General features: G+C 69.1%; 27 protein-coding genes and 1 pseudogene. 13 read left to right on the top strand and 15 right to left on the bottom strand.

Features of this window, described 5'->3' with window-relative positions; all coding sequences use genetic code 11:
* Window positions 1-786: an HAD-IIA family hydrolase gene (locus tag AB663_RS02715; protein WP_067195594.1), complete on the bottom strand. Its 786-nt coding sequence runs from the start codon at window positions 784-786 to the stop codon at window positions 1-3.
* A gap of 187 nt (window positions 787-973) precedes the next feature.
* Here AB663_RS02715 and AB663_RS02710 point away from each other — a divergent pair, with 187 nt between their 5' ends.
* From AB663_RS02710 to AB663_RS02690, 5 genes are read left to right on the top strand one after another with little or no spacing between them, the layout of a single operon-like run.
* Entirely contained in the window at window positions 974-2269 is a 1296-nt protein-coding gene (locus tag AB663_RS02710) for a sugar ABC transporter substrate-binding protein (protein ID WP_067202021.1), read from the top strand.
* Between the two features lie 14 nt (window positions 2270-2283).
* On the top strand, window positions 2284-3252 hold the full coding sequence (locus AB663_RS02705) for a carbohydrate ABC transporter permease (protein WP_067195591.1): 969 nt from the start codon (window positions 2284-2286) through the stop codon (window positions 3250-3252).
* Complete coding sequence (locus AB663_RS02700) at window positions 3249-4082, top strand: carbohydrate ABC transporter permease (protein ID WP_067195588.1); 834 nt, start codon at window positions 3249-3251, stop codon at window positions 4080-4082. Before AB663_RS02705 ends, AB663_RS02700 begins: the two co-directional genes overlap by 4 nt.
* On the top strand, window positions 4079-5554 hold the full coding sequence (locus AB663_RS02695; protein WP_067195584.1) for a glycoside hydrolase family 3 protein: 1476 nt from the start codon (window positions 4079-4081) through the stop codon (window positions 5552-5554). Before AB663_RS02700 ends, AB663_RS02695 begins: the two co-directional genes overlap by 4 nt.
* A complete protein-coding gene (locus AB663_RS02690) occupies window positions 5541-6401 on the top strand; it encodes a MurR/RpiR family transcriptional regulator (protein WP_067195580.1) in 861 nt (286 codons plus the stop codon). Before AB663_RS02695 ends, AB663_RS02690 begins: the two co-directional genes overlap by 14 nt.
* 125 nt (window positions 6402-6526) lie before the next feature.
* On the opposite strand, the gene AB663_RS02685 is transcribed toward AB663_RS02690, so the two are convergent.
* From AB663_RS02685 to AB663_RS02665, 6 genes are all read right to left on the bottom strand, one after another.
* Window positions 6527-6886 (bottom strand): hypothetical protein, encoded by a 360-nt coding sequence (locus tag AB663_RS02685; protein WP_157540840.1) that lies wholly within the window; start codon window positions 6884-6886, stop codon window positions 6527-6529.
* The gene (locus AB663_RS02680) at window positions 6883-8142 is read right to left on the bottom strand and encodes a glycoside hydrolase family 10 protein (RefSeq protein WP_067195573.1); all 1260 of its coding nucleotides are present in this window, start codon (window positions 8140-8142) and stop codon (window positions 6883-6885) included. The genes AB663_RS02685 and AB663_RS02680 overlap by 4 nt, the downstream gene beginning before the upstream one ends.
* Window positions 8143-8166: 24 nt before the next feature.
* A complete protein-coding gene (locus AB663_RS17070; protein WP_157540837.1) occupies window positions 8167-8328 on the bottom strand; it encodes a hypothetical protein in 162 nt (53 codons plus the stop codon).
* A gap of 84 nt (window positions 8329-8412) precedes the next feature.
* Window positions 8413-9042, bottom strand: a complete 630-nt coding sequence (locus tag AB663_RS02675) for a metal-dependent transcriptional regulator (RefSeq protein WP_067195570.1) — start codon at window positions 9040-9042, stop codon at window positions 8413-8415.
* Window positions 9043-9072: 30 nt separating this feature from the next.
* Window positions 9073-9363 (bottom strand): hypothetical protein, encoded by a 291-nt coding sequence (locus tag AB663_RS02670; protein WP_067195567.1) that lies wholly within the window; start codon window positions 9361-9363, stop codon window positions 9073-9075.
* A 107-nt stretch (window positions 9364-9470) separates the two neighbouring features.
* Window positions 9471-10709 carry an Nramp family divalent metal transporter gene (locus tag AB663_RS02665; RefSeq protein ID WP_067195564.1) on the bottom strand — a complete coding sequence of 413 codons (1239 nt, stop codon included), beginning with the start codon at window positions 10707-10709 and terminating at the stop codon, window positions 9471-9473.
* Between the two features lie 103 nt (window positions 10710-10812).
* On the opposite strand from AB663_RS02665, the gene AB663_RS02660 reads away from it, so the two are divergent.
* Both AB663_RS02660 and AB663_RS02655 read left to right on the top strand, forming a co-directional pair.
* Window positions 10813-11232, top strand: a complete 420-nt coding sequence (locus AB663_RS02660) for a hypothetical protein (protein WP_157540835.1) — start codon at window positions 10813-10815, stop codon at window positions 11230-11232.
* 22 nt (window positions 11233-11254) lie between these two features.
* Complete coding sequence (locus tag AB663_RS02655) at window positions 11255-11881, top strand: TrmH family RNA methyltransferase (RefSeq protein WP_067195559.1); 627 nt, start codon at window positions 11255-11257, stop codon at window positions 11879-11881.
* A gap of 26 nt (window positions 11882-11907) precedes the next feature.
* Here AB663_RS02655 and AB663_RS17065 read toward each other — a convergent pair whose 3' ends face one another.
* The gene (locus tag AB663_RS17065) at window positions 11908-12060 is read right to left on the bottom strand and encodes a hypothetical protein (protein WP_157540833.1); all 153 of its coding nucleotides are present in this window, start codon (window positions 12058-12060) and stop codon (window positions 11908-11910) included.
* Between the two features lie 355 nt (window positions 12061-12415).
* Entirely contained in the window at window positions 12416-13738 is a 1323-nt protein-coding gene (locus tag AB663_RS02650) for an MATE family efflux transporter (RefSeq protein WP_067195556.1), read from the bottom strand.
* Between the two features lie 124 nt (window positions 13739-13862).
* Between AB663_RS02650 and AB663_RS02645 the strand changes: the two genes are divergently transcribed.
* The 4 genes from AB663_RS02645 to AB663_RS02630 all read left to right on the top strand — a co-directional run bounded on the left by AB663_RS02645 (window position 13863) and on the right by AB663_RS02630 (window position 18198).
* Complete coding sequence (locus tag AB663_RS02645; RefSeq protein WP_067195552.1) at window positions 13863-14402, top strand: J-domain-containing protein; 540 nt, start codon at window positions 13863-13865, stop codon at window positions 14400-14402.
* 158 nt (window positions 14403-14560) lie between these two features.
* The gene (locus AB663_RS02640; RefSeq protein ID WP_067195548.1) at window positions 14561-16525 is read left to right on the top strand and encodes a M13 family metallopeptidase; all 1965 of its coding nucleotides are present in this window, start codon (window positions 14561-14563) and stop codon (window positions 16523-16525) included.
* Between the two features lie 165 nt (window positions 16526-16690).
* Complete coding sequence (locus tag AB663_RS02635; RefSeq protein ID WP_067195544.1) at window positions 16691-17668, top strand: serine hydrolase; 978 nt, start codon at window positions 16691-16693, stop codon at window positions 17666-17668.
* 65 nt (window positions 17669-17733) lie between these two features.
* On the top strand, window positions 17734-18198 hold the full coding sequence (locus AB663_RS02630) for a hypothetical protein (RefSeq protein WP_067195541.1): 465 nt from the start codon (window positions 17734-17736) through the stop codon (window positions 18196-18198).
* Here the strand turns inward: AB663_RS02630 and AB663_RS02625 are convergent.
* Window positions 18179-19648, bottom strand: a complete 1470-nt coding sequence (locus tag AB663_RS02625; RefSeq protein WP_067202018.1) for a peptide MFS transporter — start codon at window positions 19646-19648, stop codon at window positions 18179-18181. The two genes, AB663_RS02630 and AB663_RS02625, sit on opposite strands and share 20 nt — an antisense overlap.
* Window positions 19649-19752: 104 nt before the next feature.
* Here AB663_RS02625 and AB663_RS02620 point away from each other — a divergent pair, with 104 nt between their 5' ends.
* Window positions 19753-20442 carry a GNAT family N-acetyltransferase gene (locus AB663_RS02620; RefSeq protein WP_067195537.1) on the top strand — a complete coding sequence of 230 codons (690 nt, stop codon included), beginning with the start codon at window positions 19753-19755 and terminating at the stop codon, window positions 20440-20442.
* Window positions 20443-20513: 71 nt separating this feature from the next.
* Here the strand turns inward: AB663_RS02620 and AB663_RS02615 are convergent, their stop codons facing one another.
* Window positions 20514-20927, bottom strand: a complete 414-nt coding sequence (locus tag AB663_RS02615; RefSeq protein WP_067195533.1) for a VOC family protein — start codon at window positions 20925-20927, stop codon at window positions 20514-20516.
* Between the two features lie 107 nt (window positions 20928-21034).
* Between AB663_RS02615 and AB663_RS02610 the strand changes: the two genes are divergently transcribed.
* Window positions 21035-22420 (top strand): glycine--tRNA ligase, encoded by a 1386-nt coding sequence (locus AB663_RS02610; protein ID WP_067195530.1) that lies wholly within the window; start codon window positions 21035-21037, stop codon window positions 22418-22420.
* Window positions 22421-22572: 152 nt separating this feature from the next.
* On the opposite strand, the gene AB663_RS02605 is transcribed toward AB663_RS02610, so the two are convergent.
* The 4 genes and pseudogenes from AB663_RS02605 to AB663_RS02595 all read right to left on the bottom strand — a co-directional run bounded on the left by AB663_RS02605 (window position 22573) and on the right by AB663_RS02595 (window position 24434).
* Window positions 22573-23148 carry an HhH-GPD-type base excision DNA repair protein gene (locus tag AB663_RS02605; RefSeq protein WP_067195527.1) on the bottom strand — a complete coding sequence of 192 codons (576 nt, stop codon included), beginning with the start codon at window positions 23146-23148 and terminating at the stop codon, window positions 22573-22575.
* A 38-nt stretch (window positions 23149-23186) separates the two neighbouring features.
* Window positions 23187-23894 (bottom strand): aminoglycoside 3'-phosphotransferase, encoded by a 708-nt coding sequence (locus AB663_RS02600; RefSeq protein WP_232304611.1) that lies wholly within the window; start codon window positions 23892-23894, stop codon window positions 23187-23189.
* A gap of 83 nt (window positions 23895-23977) precedes the next feature.
* Window positions 23978-24073: pseudogene (locus tag AB663_RS17060) on the bottom strand (HhH-GPD-type base excision DNA repair protein); the annotation flags it as partial.
* A gap of 115 nt (window positions 24074-24188) precedes the next feature.
* On the bottom strand, window positions 24189-24434 hold the full coding sequence (locus tag AB663_RS02595) for a hypothetical protein (protein ID WP_157540829.1): 246 nt from the start codon (window positions 24432-24434) through the stop codon (window positions 24189-24191).
* Window positions 24435-24600 lie beyond the last annotated feature (166 nt).

The raw sequence follows: 24600 nt of genomic DNA, 5'->3' as shown, positions 1-24600 counted from the left end.
TCAGCCGTCCGTCGCGGGCAGCAGCTCGGCGACCGACTCGACGATCTCGTCGGGGCGGAACGGGTACTTCTCGATCTCCGCGCGGTCGCTGATCCCCGACAGCACCAGCACGGTGTGCAGCCCCGCTTCGATGCCAGCCACGATGTCGGTGTCCATGCGGTCGCCGATCATGCCGGTCTTCTTCGAGTGTGCGCCGATCTTGTTGAGCGCCGAACGGAACATCATCGGGTTGGGCTTGCCGACCACGTACGGCTCCTTGCCCGTCGCCTTCGTGATGAGCGCGGCGATGGCACCCGTGGCGGGGAGCGGGCCGTCGACGCTCGGGCCGGTCGCGTCGGGGTTCGTGACGATGAACCGTGCGCCCGCGTTGATGTGACGGATGGCCTTGGTGATCGCCTCGAACGAGTAGTTGCGCGTCTCGCCGACCACGACGAAGTCGGGGTTCGTCTCGGTCATGATGAATCCGGCCTCGTGCAGGGCGGTGAGGATCCCCGCCTCGCCGATCACGAAGGCCGACCCGCCGGGGAGCTGCTGGGCCAGGAAGTCGGCCGTGGCGAGGGCCGAGGTCCAGATGCGGTCCTCCGGCACCACGAGGCCGCTGGCGCGCAGGCGGGCCGACAGGTCGCGGGCGGTGAAGATCGAGTTGTTCGTGAGCACCAGGTAGGGGATGCCGTCGCGCTCCCATCCGGCGAGGAGGTCGGATGCTCCGGGGATGGCGTCGTTCTCATGGACGAGCACGCCGTCCATGTCGGTCAGCCAGCATTCGATGTCATCGCGGTGTGCCATGAGCCCAGCCTATGGCGCACGAGGGCGGGGCGCAGCGGAGGTATCCGCAGAGTGGAAATTCTTTCCATTATCTGCCACTCCTTGTCCCACGCGACGAAAATTGTTTGCAGAATGTTTTGTTAGTGGCATAGTCTTAATTCGAGGCGGAGAGGAAGCCGCCGTGGACGTTTTCAACGAGGAGATCCTGATGCACAAGCGCATTCTGTCCGCCGTGGCGCTCGGCGCCGTGGCCACGCTCGGCCTCGCGGCCTGTTCCGGAGGAGGAACCGACACCAAGGGAGAGGCCGTCGACGGCAAGGGCCAGGAGCTCACCGTCTGGATCATGAAGGGCACCAACCCCGACTCGACCGCTTTCTACGACGCGGTCTCGAAGGAGTTCAAGAAGGAGACCGGCGCCACGGTCACCATCGAAGAGGTGCAGTGGGCCGACGCACACGACCGCTTCGTGACGTCGATCGCCGGCGGCACGACCCCCGACATCGCCGAGACCGGCACCACCTGGACCGCCGAGTTCGCCGACGCCGGTGCGCTCCTTCCGATCGACGAGTACGTCGACGCCGAGAAGGGGCTGCGCAAGGACCTCGTCAAGGGCCTCGAAGAGGCAGGGACCTACGACGGCGAGCTCTACGGCATGCCGTGGTACGCCGGCGTGCGCTCGCTGGTCTACCGCACCGACGTCTTCGAGGAGCTCGGCCTCGACGCCCCGAAGAACTGGGACGACATCGTCGCCGCGGGTGAGGCCATCAAGGCCGCGAAGCCCGACATGCTGCCGTTCCCCGTGCCCGGCGACGCCGAGTTCCAGGTCTACCCCTGGGTCTGGGGCGCCGGCGGCGAGGTCGCCACGCTCGACGGCAAGGAGTGGACGAGCGAGCTCGACAGCAAGAAGTCGCAGGAGGGCATCGAGTTCTACACCGACCTCGCCACGAAGCACGGCTTCTCGTCGGCCGGTGCCACCACGTGGAAGGAGACCGACCTCCGCGACGCCTTCACCCAGGGCAACGTCGCGATGATGCTCTCCGGCTCGTGGACGCCGAAGGCGCTCGTCGAGGCCAACCCCGACCTCGAGGGCAAGATCGGCGCGGCCGTGATCCCTGGCAAGGACGGCGGCATCGCGCCCTCGGTGCTCGGTGGATCGCACCTGTCGATCTTCAACACCACGAAGAACGCCGACCTGGCGTGGAAGTTCGTCGAGATGATGACCACCGGGAAGTTCGCCGAGCAGTGGGCTGACGAGACCGGCTACTTCCCCGGCGTGCAGTCCGCGATGGAGGAGGCCCTGGCCTCCACCGACCCGCTCGTCGCTCCGTTCGCAGAGCAGATGGTCGACGGCGGCGCTTCGGTGCCGGTGACCCCGAACTTCGGCGCCGTGCAGGCGAAGAAGACTACCAACTCGATGATCCAGGCCATCCTCAGCGGGCAGAAGGACGTCGCGACCGCGACGAAGGACGCCGCGGCTGAGATGACCGAGCTGCTCAACCAGTAGGAAGTCCTCTTTCCATGACGATGGTGCAAGCACCGCTGCCGGCCACGAAGGCGGAGACCTCCTCCGCCTCCGTGGCCGGCAGGCCCCGCGGGTTCTCGCTGGCGAAGGCGCGACCGTGGCTCCTCCTCGCGCCCGGCCTGATCATCCTTGCGGTGCTCATGCTGTGGCCCCTCGTCCAGGTGTTCCTGTACTCGCTGCAGGACTACGGACTGCGCCAGATCAACACGGGCGAACAGAACTGGATCGGCCTCGAGAACTACGGCAAGGCGCTCAGCGATCCGCAGCTGTGGACCGTCGTGCTGCCGAACACCGTCGGCTTCGCGGCCGTCGCGGTGTTCGCGACCGTGGCCGTCGGCACACTGGTCGCCCTGCTGCTCGCCCGCCTGGGCACGGTCTGGCGCACGATCGTCTCCAGCTGCATCATGGTCGCGTGGGCCATGCCCGCCGTGACCGGCACCTACGTCTGGACCTTCATCTTCGATGCCGACCGCGGCATCTTCAACACGGTGCTCACGGGCCTCGGCATCATCGACGAGCCGGTCAACTGGTTCACCAACCAGTGGTCGTTCTACGCGATCGTGCTGCTCAACGTCGTGCACCACGGCTTCCCGTTCGTGGCGATCACCGTGCTCGCCGGCCTTCTCGGCGTCTCGAAGGAGATGCTCGAGGCGGCAGCCCTCGACGGCGCCGGCGCGTGGCGCCGCTTCTGGAAGATCATCTTCCCGACCCTCAAGCCGGTGTTCTCGGTCGTCATCATCCTGTCGACCATCTGGGACTTCAAGGTCTTCGCGCAGGTCTACCTGATGCCGGGAGGCAACGGAGGCAACCGCTCAGTGCTGAACCTGGGCGTGTGGTCGTACGTGGAGTCGTTCGGTCAGAACAAGTACGGCTTCGGCGCGGCACTCGCGGTGCTGCTCACCCTCGTGCTGATCGGCATCACGATCGTGTACATCCGCTCTCTCATGAAGGAGGACGAGCTGTGAACCCGCGTCCGTCCGTCCTGTCGAGGATCGGCATCGGCGTCGCTGTCGCCGCCGTCCTGATCTTCACCCTGTTCCCGGTGTACTGGATGGTCTCCAGCGCGCTCGACAAGAAGGCCTCCAGCGGCGGGCAGTCCCTGCTGCCGCAGGAGTTCACCTTCGACAACTTCGCCTACGTCCTCACCGACGGCGGCTTCGGCACCTACCTGCGCAACTCCGCGATCGTGGCCCTCGTCACCGTGCTCGTGAGCGCGATCGTGTGCCTCCTCGCGGCGGTCGCCGTCGCGCGGTTCCGCTTCAAGTTCCGCACCACGATCCTCATGATGATCCTCGTCGTGCAGATGGTGCCGCTCGAGGCTCTGGTCATCCCGCTGTTCCTTCAGGTGAAGAGCCTGGGCCTGCTCAACAGCATCCTGGGCCTCATGGTGGTCTACGTCGCACTGTCGCTCGCGTTCGGCATCTGGATGCTGCGCGGCTTCGTCGCCGCGGTCCCCGTCGAGCTCGAGGAGGCCGCGTACATCGACGGCGCCAGCTGGTGGCGGATGTTCCGCTCGATCCTGCTGCCGCTGGTGATGCCCGGGCTCGTCGCGACGAGCATCTTCAGCTTCATCACGGCGTGGAACGAGTTCATCTTCGCCATGACGATCCTCGGCAGCGCGACCGACCAGTACACCGTGTCGATCGGACTCAAGTCGTTCTTCGGCCTGCACTCCAACGACTGGGGCAGCATCATGGCCGCGTCGACGATCATCACCGTCCCGGTCATGATCTTCTTCGTGATCGTGCAGCGCCGCCTCTCCGCCGGCATGGTGGCGGGAGCGGTGAAGGGATGAGCGACGAGTTCACGCGTCTCGCCAACGGCGTCGTCTGGCCCGGCTTCTTCGGCACGCGCGCTCCCGAGTGGCTGCGGGCAGAGCTGCGCGACGGCCTCGCCGGCGTCGTCTATTTCGGGCAGAACGTCGGCGACGAGCTGGATGCTCTCAGTGCCGAGATCCTCGAGGCGAACCCCGATGCCTTGATCGGCGTCGACGAAGAGGGCGGCAGCGTGACGCGGCTCGAGCGGGCGTCCGGCTCCACGCTTCCGGGCGCGGCGCAGCTCGGGGTCGTCGACGACACGGCGGTCAGCAGGGCCGTCGGTGTGGAGCTCGCCCGTCGACTGCGCACGGTCGGCGCCAACGTCGCGCTCGGACCGGTCGCCGACGTCAACACGAATCCGCGCAATCCGGTCATCGGCGTGCGCGCGTTCGGCGCTGACGCCGAGCTCGTCTCCCGTCACGCCGTCGCCATGATCGACGGCATCCAGAGCGGTGCGGTGGCGGCATGCGCGAAGCACTTTCCCGGGCACGGCGACACACACCTCGACTCGCATCACGCGCTGCCGGAGATCAGCCTCGACACCGCCGAGTACGAGCGCGTGCATCTCGCACCCTTCCGCGCCGCCGTCGACGCGGGTGTCGACATGATCATGACCGCGCACATCGTCGTCCCCGCGTGGGGGAGCGAGCCCGCAACGCTCAACCCCGCGATCCTCGGCATCCTCCGCGGCTGGGGATTCGACGGCGTGATCGTCACGGATGCCCTTGACATGGCGGCGATCAGAGAGAGCGTCGGGATCGGCCAGGGTGCGGTGCGCGCCCTGGCGGCCGGCGCCGACCTGCTGTGCATCGGCAACCCGACGAACCCCGGCGCGAAGGCGGCGGCCGACCAAGACGAGCAGGACTTCCGCGCAGCACGCGACGCCATCGTGACGGCTCTGCGTGAGGGCGTGCTGCCGGTCGAGCGCGTCCGGGAGGCTGCGGAGCGCGTGTCGCGGCTGGCGCGCGCTCTTAGGGCGCAGAGCAGCGCGCGTCCGCTCACCGCCCTTCCCGCCGCCGACCTCGCCGACGTGGTGCAGCGCGCCGTCGGCGTCACCGGCCATGTCCCCGCGGTCGACGGCCCGCTCGCGGTGGTCGACGCCCGGCGCCGGTCGACGCTGGCTGTCGACACCGCCGCGGACTTCGTCTCGGAGGTGCTGCGCGACGGCGGGACCGTACGGCGCATCGACGCCACGGGCGCCGGCCTCGGCGACGGCGAGATCCCCGCGGGACAGATGGCGCTCGTCGTGGTCGACGGCCCCGAGCTGACTGCCGCGCAGCGCACGGCGATCGACGTGGTCGCGCGTCGCGGACCCGGAGTCGTCGTCAACGTCGGCCTCCCCGTCGAGGCCGCGCTTCCGCTCGCGGTCATCGACGTGCGCGCGACGAACAGGGCCGGAGTGGTGGCTGCGCTCTCCCTGATCAGGGGAACCACCCGTGGAGCAGCGTGACGCGATCGCGCTCGTGCGGGAGTCGCTCCCGGGGCTGACCGCGTCGGAGCGCCGGATCGCCGAGGAGATCCTCGACGATCCCACCGGGGTCGCGGGGCTCGCCATCACCGATCTCGCCGTCCGCTGCGAGACCTCGGTGTCGACCGTCGCCCGCTTCGCGCAGTCCCTGGGCTACTCGGGATACCGGGAGCTGCGGGCCGAGATCTCCCGCTCGGTGACGCTCGCGCAGGCGCAGCGGGAGCGCTTCGGCCTCGAGACCACGGCGATCGACCCGCACGACGCGGTCTCCACCGTGGCGGCCAAGATCGGCGCCCAGCAGGTCGACGCCATCGAACGGACCGCGCGCATGGTCGACGCGGATGCCGTCGACAGGGTCGCCGCGGCCATCGTGTCGGCGCGTCGGATCGAGCTGCTGGGTCAGGGCGCATCGGCGCTCACCGCGCAGGACCTCCAGCAGAAGCTGGTGCGTATCGGACTCGCCGCCTCGCACGCCTCGGACCCGCATCTGGCCCTCACGATGGCCTCGCTCTGCACCGAGGAGGACGTGGTCATCGCGTTCTCCCACAGCGGCGCCACCCCCGAGACCATCCGCACGGCGACGGTGGCGCACGACGCCGGAGCGCTCACGGTCGCGGTCACCAACGAGCCCGCCGCGCCGCTCCTCGACGCGGTCGACGTGGTGCTGCTCACGCACGCCGACGAGTCACCGTTCCGCATGGCCGCGATGTCCAGCCGCATCGCTCAGCTGGCGCTCATCGACATCCTCTTCGTCCGCATCGTGCAGCGCGCCGGCGGATCGGTGTCGACGCCGCTGCACCTCACGCACGACGCCATCGCCCGCCGCTGAGGCGGACCGGCCGGTTCCTGGGGATGGATCGGCGGCCCGCCGTGCTGCTGCCGTTCAGCTGTTCAACTGTCCAGCCGCTGTTCAACTGTTCAGCCGCGCGGAGCGGTTCAGTCGCGCGGGGCCGTTCAGCCGCGCGGAGCCTTGCAGGGGGTGCCGTTGCCGTGGCCCTGGCCGTTCCCGTTCCCCTTGTCGTGGCCGGTCGCGTTGCCCTTGCCGTTGCCGGGGTGCTGTGCCGGCGCGGCGGCGGCGACGGCCTGGCTCTCGACCGATGCCGCATCGAGCGCCGTCACCACCCAGACCGCGTCGGGGTCGGCATCCGCCGGGATCTCGTACGAGAAGGTGCCGTCGTCGCCCGCCCACACGCGGTCGATGAGCGTTCCCGGCGTCTGCACGACCTCCTCGGGCGTGCCCGTGCCGGAGTACACCGCGAAGAAGCGTGCGTCGCCGCACTGCGTCCACGACAGGGTCGGGCCGTCCTTCGTCACGCTCCCGGCGCGTTCACGGCGCCCGTCGAGAGCCACGGCTTGGCGGGCGTGAGCGTGGGATAGGAGAACGCGCCGGACTTCAGCTGCGCGATGGCATCGTTCTTGGCCTGATGGCGGGGCTTCAGCGCATCCGACAGGGCCGAGAGGTCGCTGGGTCGCATGTCGTTGTAGCTGAACAACACGCTGCCGTCGATGCCGTCGAGCTTCTGGTTGAACAGGATCTGGTTCGGCACCTCCTCGGGGTTCATCCAGGCCTGCTCGAAGTAGATCTGCGGGGTCAGACAGTCGACGAGCTCGTCCTGCACCCAGCCTCGGGTATCGGCGAAGATCGCGGAGCTGTAGCTCTGCGACGAGGTGGTCGGCGTGTGCGATCCCGCCGGGTCGTTCGCGATGTGCTCCCAGATCCCGAAGGGGCTGACGCCGAACCGCACGGCCGTTCCCGCCTCGGCGTTGTGCGCGTCGATCGCGTCGCCGACCTCGGTGATCAGGGCAATGACGTTGTCGCGCCGCCACTGCTCGATGCCCTCGGCCGTGTCGGGGTATCCCGCGGCGAGGCCGTACTGCTCGAAGGTGGCCCGGTCTTCTCCGGCAGAGCCGAAGAACACGTTCGCGCCGTTGACGCTGATCCGGTACGGGTAGAAGTAGTCGTCGAAGTGGATGGCGTCGACGTCGTAGTTCTCCACGATCTCGGCGACGGATGCCGCGACGTAGTCGCGCACCTCGGGACGGCCGGGGTCGAGGAACAGCTTCTCGTCGAACGCCAGCACGAGCTCCGGATGCTGCACGGCGAAGTTGTCGCTCGCGAGGATCCCCGCGGCGTGCAGGGCGGCGATGTACTCCGGGATGGTGAGCGCCCTGACCTGGTCGGCGGTGAGCTGGAGGGCGTTGAGGATGCTCGCTGCCGTCATCTTGGTGTTGGTGACGCGGTACGGGTTGAGCCAGGCGTGGTACTCCATGCCGCGCTCATGCGTCGCGTCGACCATCCGGGCCAGCGGGTCGTATCCGGGGTCGGTGCCCTGAGTGCCGGTCAGGAACTCCGACCAGGGGTTCAGCTGCGAGGGGTAGTACGCGTCGAGCAGCGGGCGCACCTGGAAGATCACGGCGTTCATGTTCCACGCCTCGAAGTCGTCGAGCACCGCGGAGTAGTTGGCGTCGAAGTCGGCTGCGTCGGCGGGCTTCCCGAAGTTGAGGTTGCCGATCGTGCCGACCCAGGCGCTGGAGAAGCGGCGGGACTCGTGCGTGAGCGTGGTCGGCACGGTGACCTGCGTGCCGGAGCCCGGTTAGGTGTACACCGGCGTGCTGCTGTAGCCGTACGTCCCGTCGGCATTCTTGACGTAGGTGTACAGCGGTTCTTCCTCGGGGGTCGCAGCGGCGGCCGTCGCCGCGGGGGCGCCGAGCAGCAGCAGCGAAGCCGCCGCGGCGACCAGGGGGCGTCTCTTCATCGAGTCCTCATTCCGTCTCGGTGCGGTAATGGTTTCCACAATCTTGCACGCACGCGAAAAGAATTACCACCCCTGGGGAGGGAGTCAGGCGGTGAGCCAGATGACCGCGGCCGCGTCACCCACCTCGACGTCGACGCCGTCCACGCGCACGCCGCCCGGCGTCACGACGACCTCGGTTCCGACGGTGACCCCTGCGGCCTCCACGGCCCGCAGGACCTCGGGATCCTGATCGCTCACGCGCAGCACCCGGCCGGCATGCCCTGGCGCGGCATCCGCGAGCAGCACGAACGGTTCCCGGTCGATCCGCCCCTCGGCATCCGGAATCGCGTCGCCGTGCGGATCGAACCGCGGACGACCGAGGCGGGCATCGATCCCCTCGAGGAGCCGATCGCTGATCGTGTGCTCGAGCACCTCTGCCTCGTCGTGGACCTCGTCCCACCCGTAGCCGAACTCCTGCACGAGCCAGGTCTCGATCAGGCGGTGGCGCCGGATCACCGCCAGTGCCCGCTGCGTTCCGGCATCCGTGAGGCGCACCGCTCCGTACGGCACGTGCGAGACGAGCCCGGCTGACGCGAGCTTCTTCACCATCTCGGTGACCGACGACGGGGCGATGCCCAGCTTCGCTGCCAGCACCGACGGGGTGATCGGAGAGTCCTGCCACTCCGTGTGCGCGTAGACGGTCTTGAGGTAGTCGTCAGCTGCGGGGGATGCCACGTCTCCAGACTACGCGGGCGCCTCGGCGGCTCAGTTCGCGGCGGCGACGAGGATGCCGAAGGCGACCTGACCGGCGAAGAAGACCACGAGGAACCCGAGCAGCGCCGCGGCGAGCGACAGCCGTCCGTCGAAGCCCTCCACGTCGCTCATCCCGACCCGACGGGCTCGGAACGCGAGCACCAGGGTGAGGATGCCGAGCGCGAGCTGCACCCACGGACCGCCGACAGGGAGCATCTTCGGAAAGGCGATGAGCAGAGCGCCGACCACCCCGGCTGTCAGCCCGAGCCACGTGAACAGGCGGACTTTGGCTTCGGGGGTCATGACTTCGAGCCTAACCGCGCGCTGTGCGGAGCGGGAATCGAGGGTGTGCCTCCTCGCGACAGGGGCGGATGTCTCCTCGCGACAGGGCGGATGCGGGGATCGACGGGTCACGAGCCGGTGAGCACCAGCCACAGCAGGGCGCCGTTGAGCGCGATGAGGAGGACGGAGGCGGCGACCCCGGCGATCGTCGTGCCCGTGCGGTTCGCCCACGCGCCCAGCGTGCGGGTCTGGGCGGTGAGCGCGACGAGCGGGATCAGCGCGAACGGGATGCCGAACGACAGCACGACCTGGCTGAGCACGAGCGCGAGCGTCGGGTCGACGCCGGTGCCGAGGATCACGAGCGCCGGGATGAGGGTCACAAGGCGACGGGCGAGAAGCGGCACGCGCACGCGCAGGAGCCCGTGCATGATCTCAGCGCCGGCGTAGGCGCCCACCGAGGTCGAAGCGAGCCCCGACGCGAGGAGCCCCACCGCGAAGAAGGTCGCCACGACGGGGCCGAGCCCGTCGGCGAGGGCCGCATGCGCTCCTTCGAGCGAGTCGGTGCCTTCGACGCCGGCGAGGTTCGCCGCGGCGAGCAGCAGGATGCCGAGGTTCACCGAACCGGCGATGACCATCGCGACCGTGACGTCCCAGCGGGTGGCGGTCAGGAGGGTGCGCGTCTCGGCATCCGCCCGAGGGTCGCCGCCGAACCGGTCGCGCGCGAGAGAGGAGTGGGCATAGATCGCGTGCGGCATGATCGTCGCGCCGAGGATGGACGCGGCGAGGAGCACCGAACCGCTGTCCTCGAAGCGCGGCACGAGGCCGCCGGCGACACCGGCCGGGTCCGGCGGGGCGATGAACACTCCGGCGATGAACCCCACGGTGATGATGACCATGAGCGCGATGATCACGAACTCGAAGTGCCGCGGACCGCGCCGGCTGTGCACGGCGAGGAGGATCATCGACACCGCGCCCGTGATGACGCCGCCGAGCAGGAGAGGCATGCCGAAAAGGAGGTTGAGGGCGACCGCGCCGCCGATGATCTCCGCGAGGTCGGTCGCCATCGCCACCAGCTCGGCCTGCAGCCAGTAGGCGCGGCGTGCCCACGGGCGGCGGAGCCGAGCGCCGAGGAGCTCGGGAAGGCTCTGCCCCGTCACGACCCCGAGCTTGGCCGAGAGGTACTGGATGAGCCACGCCATGATGTTGCCCGCCAGGACGACCCAGACCAGCAGATAGCCGTACTGGGCGCCCGCGGTCATGTTGCTGGCGACGTTGCCTGGATCGAGGTAGGCGACGCCGGCCACGAGCGCCGGGCCGAGGAGCCAAAGGCCGCGCGAGCGGAGCGTTGAGGCGGACGATTTCGGCATGCCGAAATCGTAGCTGATTTTTCGGCATGCCTAAATCCCGGGCGAGGATAACGATCGCTCCTCGGAATCCCGGGGTCACCGGCGCGCGTGTTAGAAGTGAGGAATGGCGACAGGGAGAGCGAGCACGGCGTGGTGGGTGCTCCTGCTGCTGGCCATCCTCAGCGTCTTCCCCGTCGCGACGGCGGCCATCGCGCAGGCGGATGCCGTCGCCGATCCGGTCGCGACCTGCTGGGCGAGCGAACTCCCCGACGGGGTCGAACCGCATGACGACACACTGCGGAGGGTCGAGGTCACGGCCTTCCCCGTCGGGGTGCGGTGCGACTGGGAAGCAGGCGACACCCAGAGCGGGTGGCCCCTCACGGTCGTCGCGCTCGTCGGCACTGCGGTGTGCATCGGTGCGACGGCGTTCGCGCTTCGCCAGGGGCCGGCGGCACGCCGCCTCGTGACGGCGATCCCTGCCGCAGCGATCGGCGTGATCTGGATCGTGATCGCGTCGAACACGCTCTTCGTCATCATCGACTGACCCCGGCGGATAGCCTGGCGTGATGGACGAGCAGACGCCCGAGCGCACCACCCACGGCGTCGGACCGTGGCCAGGCGGACGGGAAGCGTGGCCGGAGGATGCCCGCTACGACCCCGACCTTCTCGCGCACGGCGACACCCGCAACGTCATCGACCGGTACCGCTACTGGCGGATGGAGGCCATCGTCGCGGATCTCGACGAGCGCCGGCATCCGTTCCACGTGGCCATCGAGAACTGGCAGCACGATCTGAACATCGGCTCGATCGTCCGCAGCGCCAACGCGTTCCTCGCCGACACCGTGCACATCATCGGGCGCCGGCGCTGGAACAAGAGGGGCGCGATGGTCACCGACCGTTACCAGCACGTCGTGCATCATGCCGATGTCGCGGCGTTCGCGGCGTGGGCGGATGACGCCGGAATCCCGGTCATCGCGGTGGACAACGTGCCGGGCGCCGTGCCGGTCGATCGAGCGGACCTGCCGGAGCGATGCGTGCTGCTCTTCGGGCAGGAGGGGCCGGGGCTCTCGGAGGAAGCGCTGGCAGCGGCATCCGCCCACGTCGAGATCACGCAGTACGGATCGACGCGGTCGATCAACGCGAGCGCGGCGGCGGCCGTCATCATGTACGAGTGGTGCCGCCGGTACGCATGACAGCGGCCGCGCCAGCTCGGCGCGGGTCAGTCGCGTTCCAGGCCGAACGCGCGCTTCGTGAGGGCGCTGATGTCTGCGTCCAGCCGGTCGAGGCGCCGGCCGAGGGCGCTGAACTCGGCGCGTATCTCGGTGCGGAGGCTCTCCGTCTCGGCGCGGACGTTGCCGATCTCGGCGCGCATCTGTGCGGATGCTCTCGGTCTCGGTGCGGAGTTCCCTGCGGATGCTCTCGGTCTCGGTGCGGAGTTCCCTGTGGAGGCTTGCGGTCTCCGTGCGGACGCTCCCGACCTCGGCCCGCAGCATGCGTGCGAACATCGTGGACATCAGGGTGAGCATGCCGAACAGGCACGCGGCGAAGACGCCGATCAGGGTCCACACCTGCGGCTCGTTCATGGTCAGCATCCCTTCATCATTCCGGTGGCAGGAACACCATGCCAGGGGGATACGGAGATCGAGGGCGCGTGTCGCGGATGAATACCGGTCCGGTGGAGAACTCGTCGTCGAGCGGGAATGTGGAGGAGCAGTCCGTGCGACGGGTCATGCCTCGGCGAGCGCCCAGCGGCCCGACCTGACCCGCCAGCCGAGGGTGCCCAGCCGCGCCAGCAGGTAGACGCCGAAGAATGCCACGGAGAGCCAGATCAGGCCGGTCGCGCCGTCGACCCCGGTCGCCGAGATGATCCACAGCGAGGGCAGGAACGGCACGAGGTTCACGATGCCCGCGATCGCTAGGTAGCGGGCGTCGTTCGCGCCCATGAGCACGCCGTCGAGCACGAACACCACCCCGGCGATGGGCTGCGCGACCGCCAGCACGACGAGCGCCGGCTGAACGAGGCCGGACACCTCCGCGTCGCCGGTGAACACGAAGCCGAGCACGCCGGACGACGCGGCGATGAGGACGCCGACCACGACCCCGAACCACGCGCCCCACGCCACCGTCCGCCCGAGGACGCGCCGTACCTGCGCGTCGTCGCCGGCGCCGAGCTCTTTGCCGATCAGCGCCTGTGCCGCGATGGCCAGCGCGTCGAGCGCGAACGCGGCCGCCGAGAAGATGGTGAAGACGATCTGCCATCCGGCGAGCTCCCGCGTGCCGATGCCGGTGGCGACGCCGACGGTCGCGAGGAGCGCGACGCGCAGGCTGACGGTGCGGAGGAACAGCCAGCCCCCCGAGCGAGCCGTGCGGCGGAGGCCGTCACCGTGCGCGCGCAGTGAGGCGTCGTGACGGTCGGCCAGGCGACGCACGACGACCACGTACGCGGCCACCATGCCCCACTGCGCCGCGACGGTGCCGGCAGCCGAGCCGGCGATCCCCCAGCCGAGGCCGTAGATGAAGAGGTAGTTGAGCAGCGCGTTCGCGCCGAATCCGAGCCCGGCGATCCACAGCGGCGTCACGGTGTCCTGCATGCCCCGCAGCAGCCCTGTCGCCGCGAACACGATCAGCATGGCGGGGAGCCCCCACATCGAGATGATGAGGTAGTCGCCGGCCTGTGCCGCCACGGCGTCGCCCGCGCCGAAGAGCGAGACGAGCCACGGCGTGGACACGGCGCCGATCACCGCGAGCACCGCGCCGAGGCCCAGCGCGAGCCACATGCCGTTGATGCCGACGGAGACCGCCTCGCCCGGCTCTCCCGCTCCGTACCTCCGCGCGACGGCTGGTGTCGTCGAGTAGGCGAGGAACACCATCAGGCCGACCACGGTCTGCAGCACCGCGCTGGCGATTCCGAGCCCCGCGAGCGGCACTGTGCCGAGGTGACCCACCAGGGCCGCGTCGACGATGAGGAAGGCGGGCTCCGCGATCAGCGCGCCGAGCGCGGGCACGGCGAGGCGCAGGATCTCTCGGTTCAAGGAGGCGCGCGCGGTCACCTTCCGAGCCTAGGGGAGGCCGCCGACGTCGCTCCGTCCGCCGACATCGCCGCGGCAGGATGTCCCGGGCGAGCGGGCCGCGTCGGCGCGTGCCGACGTACGCTGGAATCACCGGAGGTGCAGCATGAGCGATCCACGAGAGGCCGCCGCCCGGTATCTCGCGCGCCGACGCGGTGAGCGGGATGCCGATGAGGGCATCCCGCCTGGAGCCGCCGCAGCCGTCGACCGCGCCGCGTACGTCGAGAGCGCGATCCAGGTCGCGATCCGCCGCGGCGATTTCGACAACCTGCCCGGTGCGGGCAAGCCGATCCCCGGATTGGGAGATCACCACGACCCGGACTGGTGGATCCGGCGGAAGATCGAGACGGAGAACCTGACCGGCCTCGGCCCTCCGGCCCTGCTCCTCCGCGTCGAAGACCGCGAGCTCGACGACCAGCTCGACCTCCTCACCCGCGAGAGCGACGTGCGCGAGGTGCTCGAGGACTTCAACCGGCGCGTGATCGAGGCGAGGCGGCAGCTCCTCGGCGGGCCTCCCGTGGTCACCGCGCCGCGCGACGTCGAGGCGGAGGTGGTCGCGTGGAGTGCGCGGCGAGCGGCTCGTGCCGCCTCGGCCCCGCCGGAGCCGCCGAAGCGACGCCGCTTCCGTCTCCGCCGTCGCCACTGAGCCCGCGGTGCCGGCTGGGCCCGCGGTGCCGACCGAGCCCGCGGCGCCTGCTGAGCCCGCGGTGCCGGCCGAGCCCGCGGCTGTTGCGACGGAGTGCGTGAGCCCGCCCGAATGACACGGCCGCCGCGATGTCGGAGGGGTGGTCCTAGGCTGGTCGCATGACCGACGTGCTTCCCTCTGGCCTGGCCATCGACGAGTTCAGCTCCGACATCCGCCCGCAAGACGACCTGTACCGCCACGTCAACGGCGAATGGCTCGCACGCACCGAGATCCCGGGCGACAAGGCGCGCTGGGGCTCGTTCCACCTGCTCGCCGAGCAGGCCGAGAAAGACGTCAGGGCGATCATCGAGGAGTCGCAGAACGCCGAAGAGGGCACCCTCGCGCGCAAGATCGGCGACCTCTTCGCGAGCTTCATGGACACCGAGCGCATCGCTGCGGCCGGCGTCACCCCGCTCGCCGGCACCTTGGCCGAGATCGACGCGATCGACAGCATCCCTGCGTTCCTCCGCACCGTGGGCACGTACGACCGTGACGGACGCGCCCACCTGATCGGCCTGTACATCGAGCCCGATCCTGGCAACCCCGAGCGCTATGTGCCGTTCGTCGTGCAGTCGGGACTCTCCCTCCCCGATGAGAGCTACTACCGTCTCGACACATTCGAGGGCACCCGATCGACGTACCGTGCTCATCTCGAGCGCCTGCTCACCCTCGTGGGCGTGGCGGATGCCGCAGGCGACACCGAACGGTCGATCGCGCTGGAGACCGAGCTGGCAGGCCACCACTGGGACAACGTGCGCAGCCGCGACGCGGTCGAGACGTACAACCTCAAGAGCTGGGACGAACTGCAGGCGCTCGCGGGAGTCGACCTCGCGCCGTGGCGCGACGCCGTGGCTCCGAGCAACCCCTCCGCGTTCGACGAGGTCGTGGTGTACCAGCCCAGCTTCATCGAGGGGCTCGGCACCCTGCTGACCGACGCCAGGCTCGACGACTGGAAGGCGTGGCTGCGCGCACAGGTCGTCCACTCGGCGGCGCCGTACCTCACCGACGACATCGTGCAGGAGAACTTCTCGTTCTACGGCACCGAGCTCACCGGAGTGCCGACGATCCGCGAGCGCTGGAAGCGCGGCGTCTCGGTGACCGAGGGCGCGCTGGGCGAAGCCATCGGCAAGGTGTACGTCGAGCGTCACTACCCTCCGACGGCCAAGGCCGCGATGGACGAGCTGGTCGGCAACCTCATCGAGGCCTACCGGCAGAGCATCGCGCAGCTCGACTGGATGACCGCCGAAACGCGTGAGCGGGCTCTCGCCAAGCTCGACGCGTTCACGCCGAAGATCGGTCACCCCGAGGTGTGGCGTGACTACTCCGCTCTCACGATCGATCGCGAAGATCTGCTGGGGAACGTGCGGCGGGCGGCGATCTTCGAGCACGACCGCAACGTCGACAAGGTCGGCAAGCCGATCGACCGCACCGAGTGGTACATGCCGCCGCAGATGGTCAACGCCTACTACAACCCGCTCATGAACGAGATCGTGTTCCCGGCTGCCATCCTGCAGTACCCGTTCTTCGACGCCTCACGCGACGCGGCGGCGAACTACGGCGGGATCGGCGCCGTGATCGGCCACGAGATCGGTCATGGGTTCGACGACCAGGGCAGCCGCTACGACGGCGACGGCCGCCTCCAGGACTGGTGGACGGATGCCGATCGCACGGCTTTCGAGGAGCGAACGAAGGCGCTCATCGCGCAGTACGACGCCCTCGTGCCCGAGGGGCTGGACCCCGAGCACCACGTCAACGGTGCGCTCACCATCGGCGAGAACATCGGAGATCTCGGCGGTCTCGGCATCGCGTTGAAGGCTTATGAGCTGTCGCTCGGGGGGAAGGAAGCCCCTGTCATCGACGGCTACACAGGCGTTCAGCGGCTCCTCCTCTCGTGGGCGCAGGTATGGCAACAGAAGAGCCGCGAGGCCGAGACGCTGCGCCTGCTCACGATCGACCCGCACTCCCCGAACGAGTTCCGGTGCAACCAGATCGTGCGGAACATCGACGCGTTCTACGACGCGTTCGGTGTCACGGAGTCGGACGCGCTGTGGCTGCCGCGAGAGTCCCGAGTGACCATCTGGTGAAGTCTGCGGCGACGGGCGGGCGTCCGCCCCGGGTCGTCGACGACGTCGGCTGACCCGATTTCCGCACTCTGTGGGGCCCGCTCATCGGGCGGGGTTACGATAGCCCTGCCGCTCGCAGCTCAGCCCGCGGCATCCCGTCCATCCACACCCCTGTAAGGATCACGCGTGGGCGCTCACGAGCCTGTAGACGGGCCTCAGAACTCCGTGGTGCCGGGGGCCGGCGCCGATGGGCAGGCCCACGGCGCCGAGCGCGCGGGAGACGGGCGACGGTCGCAGCGCACCAGCCGGCGCCTGCCCCGTCGGGCCGCTGCAGGGCGACGGTCCTTCACCTCCACCCTGCGGGCGCTCGAACAACTCGCCGACTCGGGGGCGCAGGTCTCGGTGCACGTCGTCGATCTCGACAGCCACGTGCACGTGCTGGCGGGCGATGACCATGTGACCATGCCCGTCGCCGGGCTCGGCGTGGTTCCGCTGCTCATCGAGGTGGCCGCCGCGTTCGGCGAAGGGACGCTCGACCCGCTCGAGATCGTCGACCGGTCGACGGTCGAGCCCGTGACGACCTCCGGGGTCTGGCGGCATCTGCACGCGCCGGCGCTACCCCTCGAAGACCTCGCGGTGCTCGCCGCGGCGGCCGGTGATCCGGTGGCCGCGAACGCTCTTCTGCAGCGTGTCGGCCACGATCGCGTCCGCGCGCGCATCGAGTCGCTCGGACTCCGCCGCACGGCGCTGCTCGACCGATTCCGCGACCAGCGCGGTCCCGACGATGCGCCGCACGTCGCGGTCGGCTCGGCGCGCGAACTGGCCGGACTCTTCTCAGCCCTCGTCAACTCGCAGGTCGTCGATGCGGCCGTGAGCGCGCAGGTGGCCGAGTGGCTGAGCCTCAACCACGACCTCAGCCTGGTCGCAGCGTCCACCGGGCTCGACCCGTTCGCCCACGACCACGACCCTCACGGGCTCCTATTCGTCAACAAGACCGGACGCGATCGCGGTGTGCGCGCCGAAGCCGGAGTCCTGGCCGGGCCGCGCGCAGGCGTCGGCTATGCGCTCATCGTGTGCTTCGACGACCTGTCGATCACGCACCGGCTGCGGGCGCACGACGCGTTCCGGGTGCTCGGGGTCGAGCTGATGGAGTACACGCACTGATCGCGACGGCCGGTCCGTACGGCGTCCGCCCGGCGCAGCCCTCGTCCGCGCGTTAGCATCGACGGATGCCGCACGCAGACTGGACCCCGCACCGCCGCGACGATGGAGAGCTCCTCGGCTGGATCCGTCCCGAGGGGGACGAGTGGGTCGCCGTGGATGTGCTCGGCCGCACGGCATCCGCTGCGGGCGAATGGCTGGACGCCGAGGCGGCCCTCGAAGAGAGGGGCATCGCGTGGCTCGCCGACCCGTGGATCCTCGAGGGCGAGGGCGAGGGCGAGGGCGAGGGCGAGGGCGAGGGCGAAGGCGAAGGCGAGGGTGAGGGCGCCCGGCCGCTTCGGGTGCGGATCGTCGAGGCGACTCCCGACGAGGGTGGCGTCCCCGGGCGCATCGTGGTGAAGGCCGACGATTTCGGCGACATGAGCCGACCGGCCACCGCACAGTACGTGTTGCCGTGGCCGATCCCGCCGCGGCTGCGGCCGCCGCGCCCCGACGACCCTGACCCGCGAGAACTCAGCTCACGCCCTTCATGAGCCGCAGGACGGGGCGTGCCGACGCGAGCAGTCCCAGACCGACGACCACGGCGATGCCGCCGAGAACAGAGAAGTACGGCACCTCGTTCGCCGGGTCGTAGAACCGGGTCAGCCAGCCCGAGATCGCGGTCCCGAGGGCGACGGACAAGAAGAACAGCGCGACCATCTGCGTGTGGAACGCGGCAGGCGCCAGCTTGGTCGTCACCGACAGGCCGACCGGGGAGATGAGCAGCTCGGCGATCGTGAACACGAGCAGGATGCCGACGACGGCCAGCAGCGGCGTCGAGTTCTCACCGCCGCCCGCGAAGGGGAGGAACAGGAGGAACGCGGCGCCCATCACCATCGCCCCGAGCGCGAACTTCACGGGTGTCGACGGCTGCCTCGTTCCCAGACGCGTCCAGATGACAGCGAACACCCCGGACAGAACGATGATGAACACGGGGTTGATGGACTGCACCCACGAGACCGGCATCTCCCATCCGAAGAGGTTGCGGTCCAGACGCTTGTCGGAGTACACCGTGAGCACCGTGAACTGCTGCTGATACAGCGACCAGAACGCCACGCTCGTGACGAACAGCGGCAGGAAGGCCCAGACGCGGGACCGTTCCGTCCGATCGATGCGACGGCTGGAGAGGATCACCGCGAAGTACGCGACCGCAGCGACGAGCGTCCCGATGATGACGATGGTCGAGAGGTTGTCCGCGCGGATCACGCCGAGCAGCACGAGCAGCGTGATGACGACGACCCCGGCGGCGGCGATGCCCCACACGAGCGGGCGCCTCGACGCAGGCAGCGGATTCGGCACGCGCCGTGCGTCGTCGGGGAGTCCGCGTCGGCCGAACGCGTACTGCACGAGTCCCAGCGTCATCCCGATGGCCGCGAGGCCGAACCCGTAGTGGAATCCCAGGGTGGACTGCAGAAGCCCGGTGAGGATCGGCCCGAGGAACGCGCCGAGGTTGATCCCGAGGTAGAACAGCGAGAAGCCGGCATCCCGCCTCGTGTCGTCTGCGCTGTAGAGAGTGCCCACCACCGACGTGGCATTGGCCTTGAGCCCGCCGGAGCCGAGAGCCACGAGCACGAGACCGACTCCGACGCCGAGCGCCCCCGGCAGCAGGGCGAGAGCGAGGTGACCGGCCACGATGACGATCGCGCTGAAGAACAGCACGCGCTCCGAACCGAGGAGGCGGTCGGCGAGCCACGCCCCGAGGATCGTCGACAGGTACACCGCGCCGCCGTACGCCCCCACGATGCCGCCCGCGACTGTCTCGGGGATGCCGAGTCCGCCCTGCGTTGCCGAGTAGTACAGGTAGATGAGCAGGATGCCCTGCATGCCGTAGAAGCTGAATCGCTCCCACATCTCCACGCCGAAGATGTGCACGAGAGCCCACGGCTGCCCGAAGAATCGCGTGTCGTGGTGGTCGTTCTCACTCGTGTTCTGTGGAGTGCCCATCATCCGACGGTACTCCGCCGTGGCCGGAGCGTGTGCGGGAGCGCGCGGGAGGCGAGGGACGCGTCGGGTTTCGCGTCGGGCGGGATCAGGGACAGACTGGGAGGGTGCGAACCATCCGCGACCTCGACACCGTAGAACTCATCCTCGACGCCCAATCGCTGCTGGACTCCATCCGCGGCCCCGAGCGTGTCATCGACGCCGGCACCCTGAGGGCGCTGCAGCAATCGGGCAACTACGTCGTCGGACTCTTCGACGACGAGGGCGGTGAGGAGCGGATGGTCGGCGCGTCGATCGCGTTCTTCGGCGAGCCTGGCCGGCGGGCCATGCACTCGCACATCACGGCGCTCCTGCCCGAGTACCGCGGGCGCGGCTGGGGCCGCGAGCTCAAGGAGCACCAGCGTCAGTGGGCGTTCTCCCGCGAGGTCGGCCGCATCACCTGGACCTATGACCCGCTCGTCGCGCGCAACGCGCACTTCTTCCTCACGGTGCTCGGTGCCAGGGTCACGGGTTACTCGGTCAACCGCTACGGCATCTTCGGGGGCGGCGACGCGGGAGACGAGAGCGATCGGCTGGACGTCGAATGGGCTCTCGCCGACATCGCCAAGCCCCCGGCATCCGACGCCGTCGTCGCGACACTCGCCATCCCGTCGGACATCGAGTCGATGCGAGTGTCGGATGCCGATGCCGCGCACGAGTGGCGCCTGCGGCTGCGCGCCGAGATGGAGGAGCTGCTCGGACGCGGGCTGCGGATCGCGGGCTTCGACGTGGAACGCGGATACCTCTTCACCGAGTAGGGCGGGACAGCCGGCTCACCGAGTAGGTCAGGCGGCTCACCGAGGCAGGTCAGGCGGGCGACCGAAACACGTCAGGCGGGCGGCAGCACGAACGCACCGGTGTCGCCCGGATTGACCGCGATCTCCCATCGGAACCCGTCGGGATCGGCGAAATATCCCGAGTAGCCGCCCCACTCGCGTTTGGTCGCAGGCGACACCGCCGCTCCCAGCGCCTCGGCCTCGGCGAGCACGGCGTCGACCTCGGCCTCGGTGGCGAGGTTGTGCGCGAGCGTGATCGGCGCGATGCCGGATGCCGGTGCCTCACCGATCTCGGCGGTGAAGCCCTCCACGCTCCACAACGACAGGATGACGCGGTCGGCGACGGGCAGCATGAGCACGTCGTCGGCCTCGAAGATCGGCTGCCATCCGAGGCCGTCGACGTAGAAGGCTCGGGTGCGGGCGACGTCGGCGACGGCGAGGGTGATGAAGCTCACGCGTTGTTCCATGCCTCCAGCATGCCGCCGGCATCGGACATGCCGGAAGGGCGTCGGAGATAGGATTGGCATGCCCGTGTTCACGGGTCTCTCACCCGCATCCGACCATTGGAGCCACCGTGGCCGAACAGTCCCGTCTTGACAAGGTCATCGCCCTCGCCCGCCACCGCGGGTTCGTGTTCCAGGCGGGTGAGATCTACGGGGGATCCCGTTCGGCATGGGACTACGGACCCCTCGGCACGGAGCTGAAGGAGAACATCCGCCGCCAGTGGTGGCAGACCTTCGTGCGCGGGCGCGGCGACATGGTGGGCCTGGACTCGTCGATCATCCTCCCCAAGCGCGTGTGGGAGGCCTCCGGCCACGTCGCGACGTTCACGGACCCCCTGGTCGAGTGCCTCAGCTGCCACAAGCGCTTCCGTGCCGACAACCTCATCGAGGACTTCGAGGCGCGCAAGGGCCGCAAGGCCGAGAACGGTCTCGCCGACGTGCCCTGCCCCAACTGCGGCACGAAGGGGCAGTACACCGAGCCCAAGGACTTCTCGGGACTCGTGAAGACCTACCTCGGCGTCGTCGACGACGAGTCGGGGCTGTACTACCTGCGCCCCGAGACCGCGCAGGGCATCTTCGTGAACTTCTCCAACGTGCTCACCGCCTCGCGCAAGAAGCCGCCGTTCGGCATCGGTCAGGTCGGCAAGGCGTTCCGGAACGAGATCACGCCGGGCAACTTCATCTTCCGCACGCGTGAGTTCGAGCAGATGGAGATCGAGTACTTCACGCCGCCCGCCGAGGCGCAGGAGTGGTTCGAGCACTGGGTCGAGGCCTGCTGGAACTGGTTCATCGACCTCGGTATCGACCCCGACAACATGCGGCGCTTCGACGTTCCCGAGGAGGACCGTGCGCACTACTCGGCGGGCACCATCGACGTCGAGTACCGCTTCGGCTTCCCCGGCAAGGAGTGGGGCGAGCTCATGGGCATCGCGAACCGCACCGACTACGACCTGTCGAGTCACACCGAGGCATCGGGGCAGGGTCTCACCTACTTCGACCAGGCGACGGGCGAGCGGTACACGCCGTACGTGATCGAGCCCTCGTTCGGCCTGACGCGCTCGATGATGGCCTTCCTCGTCGACGCCTACCGCGAGGAGGAGGTGCCGAACGCCAAGGGCGGCACCGACGTGCGCACGGTGCTCGCTCTCGACCCGCGTCTGGCTCCGGTGAAGGCGGCCGTGCTGCCCCTGAGCCGCAACGAGAAGCTGTCTCCGCTCGCACGCGAGGTCGCCGACGCCTTGCGCGGCTCGTGGGCCGTCGACTTCGACGACGCCGGGGCGATCGGTCGCCGGTACCGCCGTCAGGACGAGATCGGCACGCCGTTCTGCGTCACCGTCGACTTCGACTCGCTCGACGACCGCGCCGTCACCGTGCGTGACCGCGACACCATGGCGCAGGAGCGCATCTCGATCGACGCGCTGCACGCATACCTCTCGGAGCGCCTCAAGGGAGCCTGAGCCCGGCAGGTCGTTCTCGAGACCCCCGCCCATCGCTGAGGCCCATGGCTGCACCTGCGGGCCTCGGCGACAGGTGGGGGTCTCGGCGTACGGGCCGGGGGTTTCGGCGGCAGAGCGCGAGACCAGTCATGACGTGACGGTCAGCTGCGGCTTCATCCGGCGGCCTTGGCCGCGGCCTTCATCGCCTTCTTGTGCTCGCGGACCTTGGCGAGCGACTCGGGCGACACGATGTCGGCGACGCTGCGGAAGGAGCCCTCCTCGCCATAGGGCGCTGAGGCTTCGCGCCACCCGTCGCCCGTGAAGCCGTATTGCTTGCCGAGCAGCGCGAGGAAGATCTTCGCCTTCTGCTCGCCGAATCCGGGCAGCTTCTTCAGTCGAGCGAGCACCTCGGCGCCGTTCGGTTCGCCCTCGGTCCACAGCGCGGACGCGTCTCCGCCCCAGTCATCGACGATCGCCTGGCACAGGGTCTGCACCCGCGCGGCCATCGATCCGGGGAAGCGGTGCACGGCGGGCGACTGCCGGAAGGCCTCGAGGAACTCGTCCGGATCCATCGCCGCGATGCTCGCGGCATCCGTCGCCCCCGTGCGCTGCTGGATCTTGAGCGGTCCGGCGAAAGCGGTCTCCATGGGCACCTGCTGGTCCAGAAGCATCCCGACAAGGAGTGCGAGCGGGTTGTCGCTGAGGAGCGCGTCGGCGGCGGTGTCTCCGGTGATGTGCAGGGCAGGCATGCGTCCATTGTGGCACTGGGGTCGATCGCGGCGTGCGGCTACTCCGCGTTCCACAACTGTCTGTAGTAATCGATGCGCAACGGGTCTGGCTCCGCGCCGTATGCGGCCCAGAAGACCGCCTCGTCGTACTCTCGATAGTTCCAAGCGAGAGACATCGTCATCACCGCGAGATCGGCCCACCGATCGGCTACGCCGAGCCGAGCGAGATCGACGTGTGCGAGGAACGACCCGTCATCGGCGAGCAGAGTGTTCGGAGCGCACGGATCACCCTGGCAGAGCACGAGCTTGTCAACCGGTGGGGGCTCCTCGAGGGCGCCCGCCGTCATCCGTCTCGAACGGATCCGATGATCCACCCGCCAGTCGAAGGGGCACTCATCGATGGGAAGGTCATGCAGGCGTCGCAGGCCGACGCCGAGTGCGCGGAGCGCGGTCGCCGGGTCATCTCGCCACCGCGAGGCGACGGCCGAATCGCCGGGGAGCGCGTGCGTGAGGAGCACTTCCTCGTGCTCCGCGCAGGTCAGCTCGGCAACGACCGGCGCGGGGTGGCGTCGTTCGATCCAGCGCAGTCTCTCAGCCTCCTGCGTCAGCGATTCTCCCGTCGTGATCGGATTCCACTTCGCGTAGAAGTCGATCGGCCGCCCCTGTCCGCCGCTGGCGACGGAGAAGGTCAGACCTCCCGCAGAGTTTCGCCAGACAGGCGTGACATGCGCAGCGCTGAATCCACACATGTCGAGCGATGACTGCACAGCGAGAGGGACGGGAGTGGTCGGCGAGGCCGGACCAGCGAGATTCCTCGGTATCTCCGCGTCCGCTGTATACATGGCTACCGCACCTGCTGGTCGAGCAGCATCCCGACCAGCAGTGCCAGCGGGTTGTCGGTGACCAGGTCGTCGGCGGCGGTCTCGCCGGTGATGTGAAGGGCCATGGTTCCAGTCTGGCACCGCGGATGTGGAGCGGTGAGGGTCGCGGGGGTAGCGAGGTGTCGTGAGGGTCGATGGAGCGGGGGCGGGTCGCCCTCAGGGGCGTTGAGAGGGTCGCCCTCAGGGACGTTGAAGGCGCGGAGCCGGACCCTCCAGCCGCGCGATCGCAACCTTCGTGTCGACGATGTCGGCGTGGACCTGGTCGAAGCGATCGTCGACTTTCTCGAATCGGGCGTCGACCTTGTCGAACCGTGCCTCTAGCGCGTGTGATTGCCGCGTCAGCATGGCGCTGACCCCGCCGAGCACCGTCACGCTGAACGCGAAGAGCGCGATGATCATCGCGACGACATCAGGCGACATGAGCATCTCCCCATTCTGCGCCGCCGTGATGCCGGCGTCACTCGATCGACGATATGCAGTGCGCGCGGTCGCGTGCGTGGATGTCGTCACTTCCGCCGGGGTCTGTGGAAGACGCCGCGGAGCGCCCCGATGTGGAGGAAGAGCGGAGGCCCGAGCAGGCGAGGGAGGCGCG

This window comes from Microbacterium sp. XT11, assembly GCF_001513675.1.
Lineage (GTDB): Bacteria > Actinomycetota > Actinomycetes > Actinomycetales > Microbacteriaceae > Microbacterium.
The sequence above is the reverse complement of the archived record's forward strand: the minus strand, read 5'-3'. Positions and strand labels throughout refer to the sequence as shown.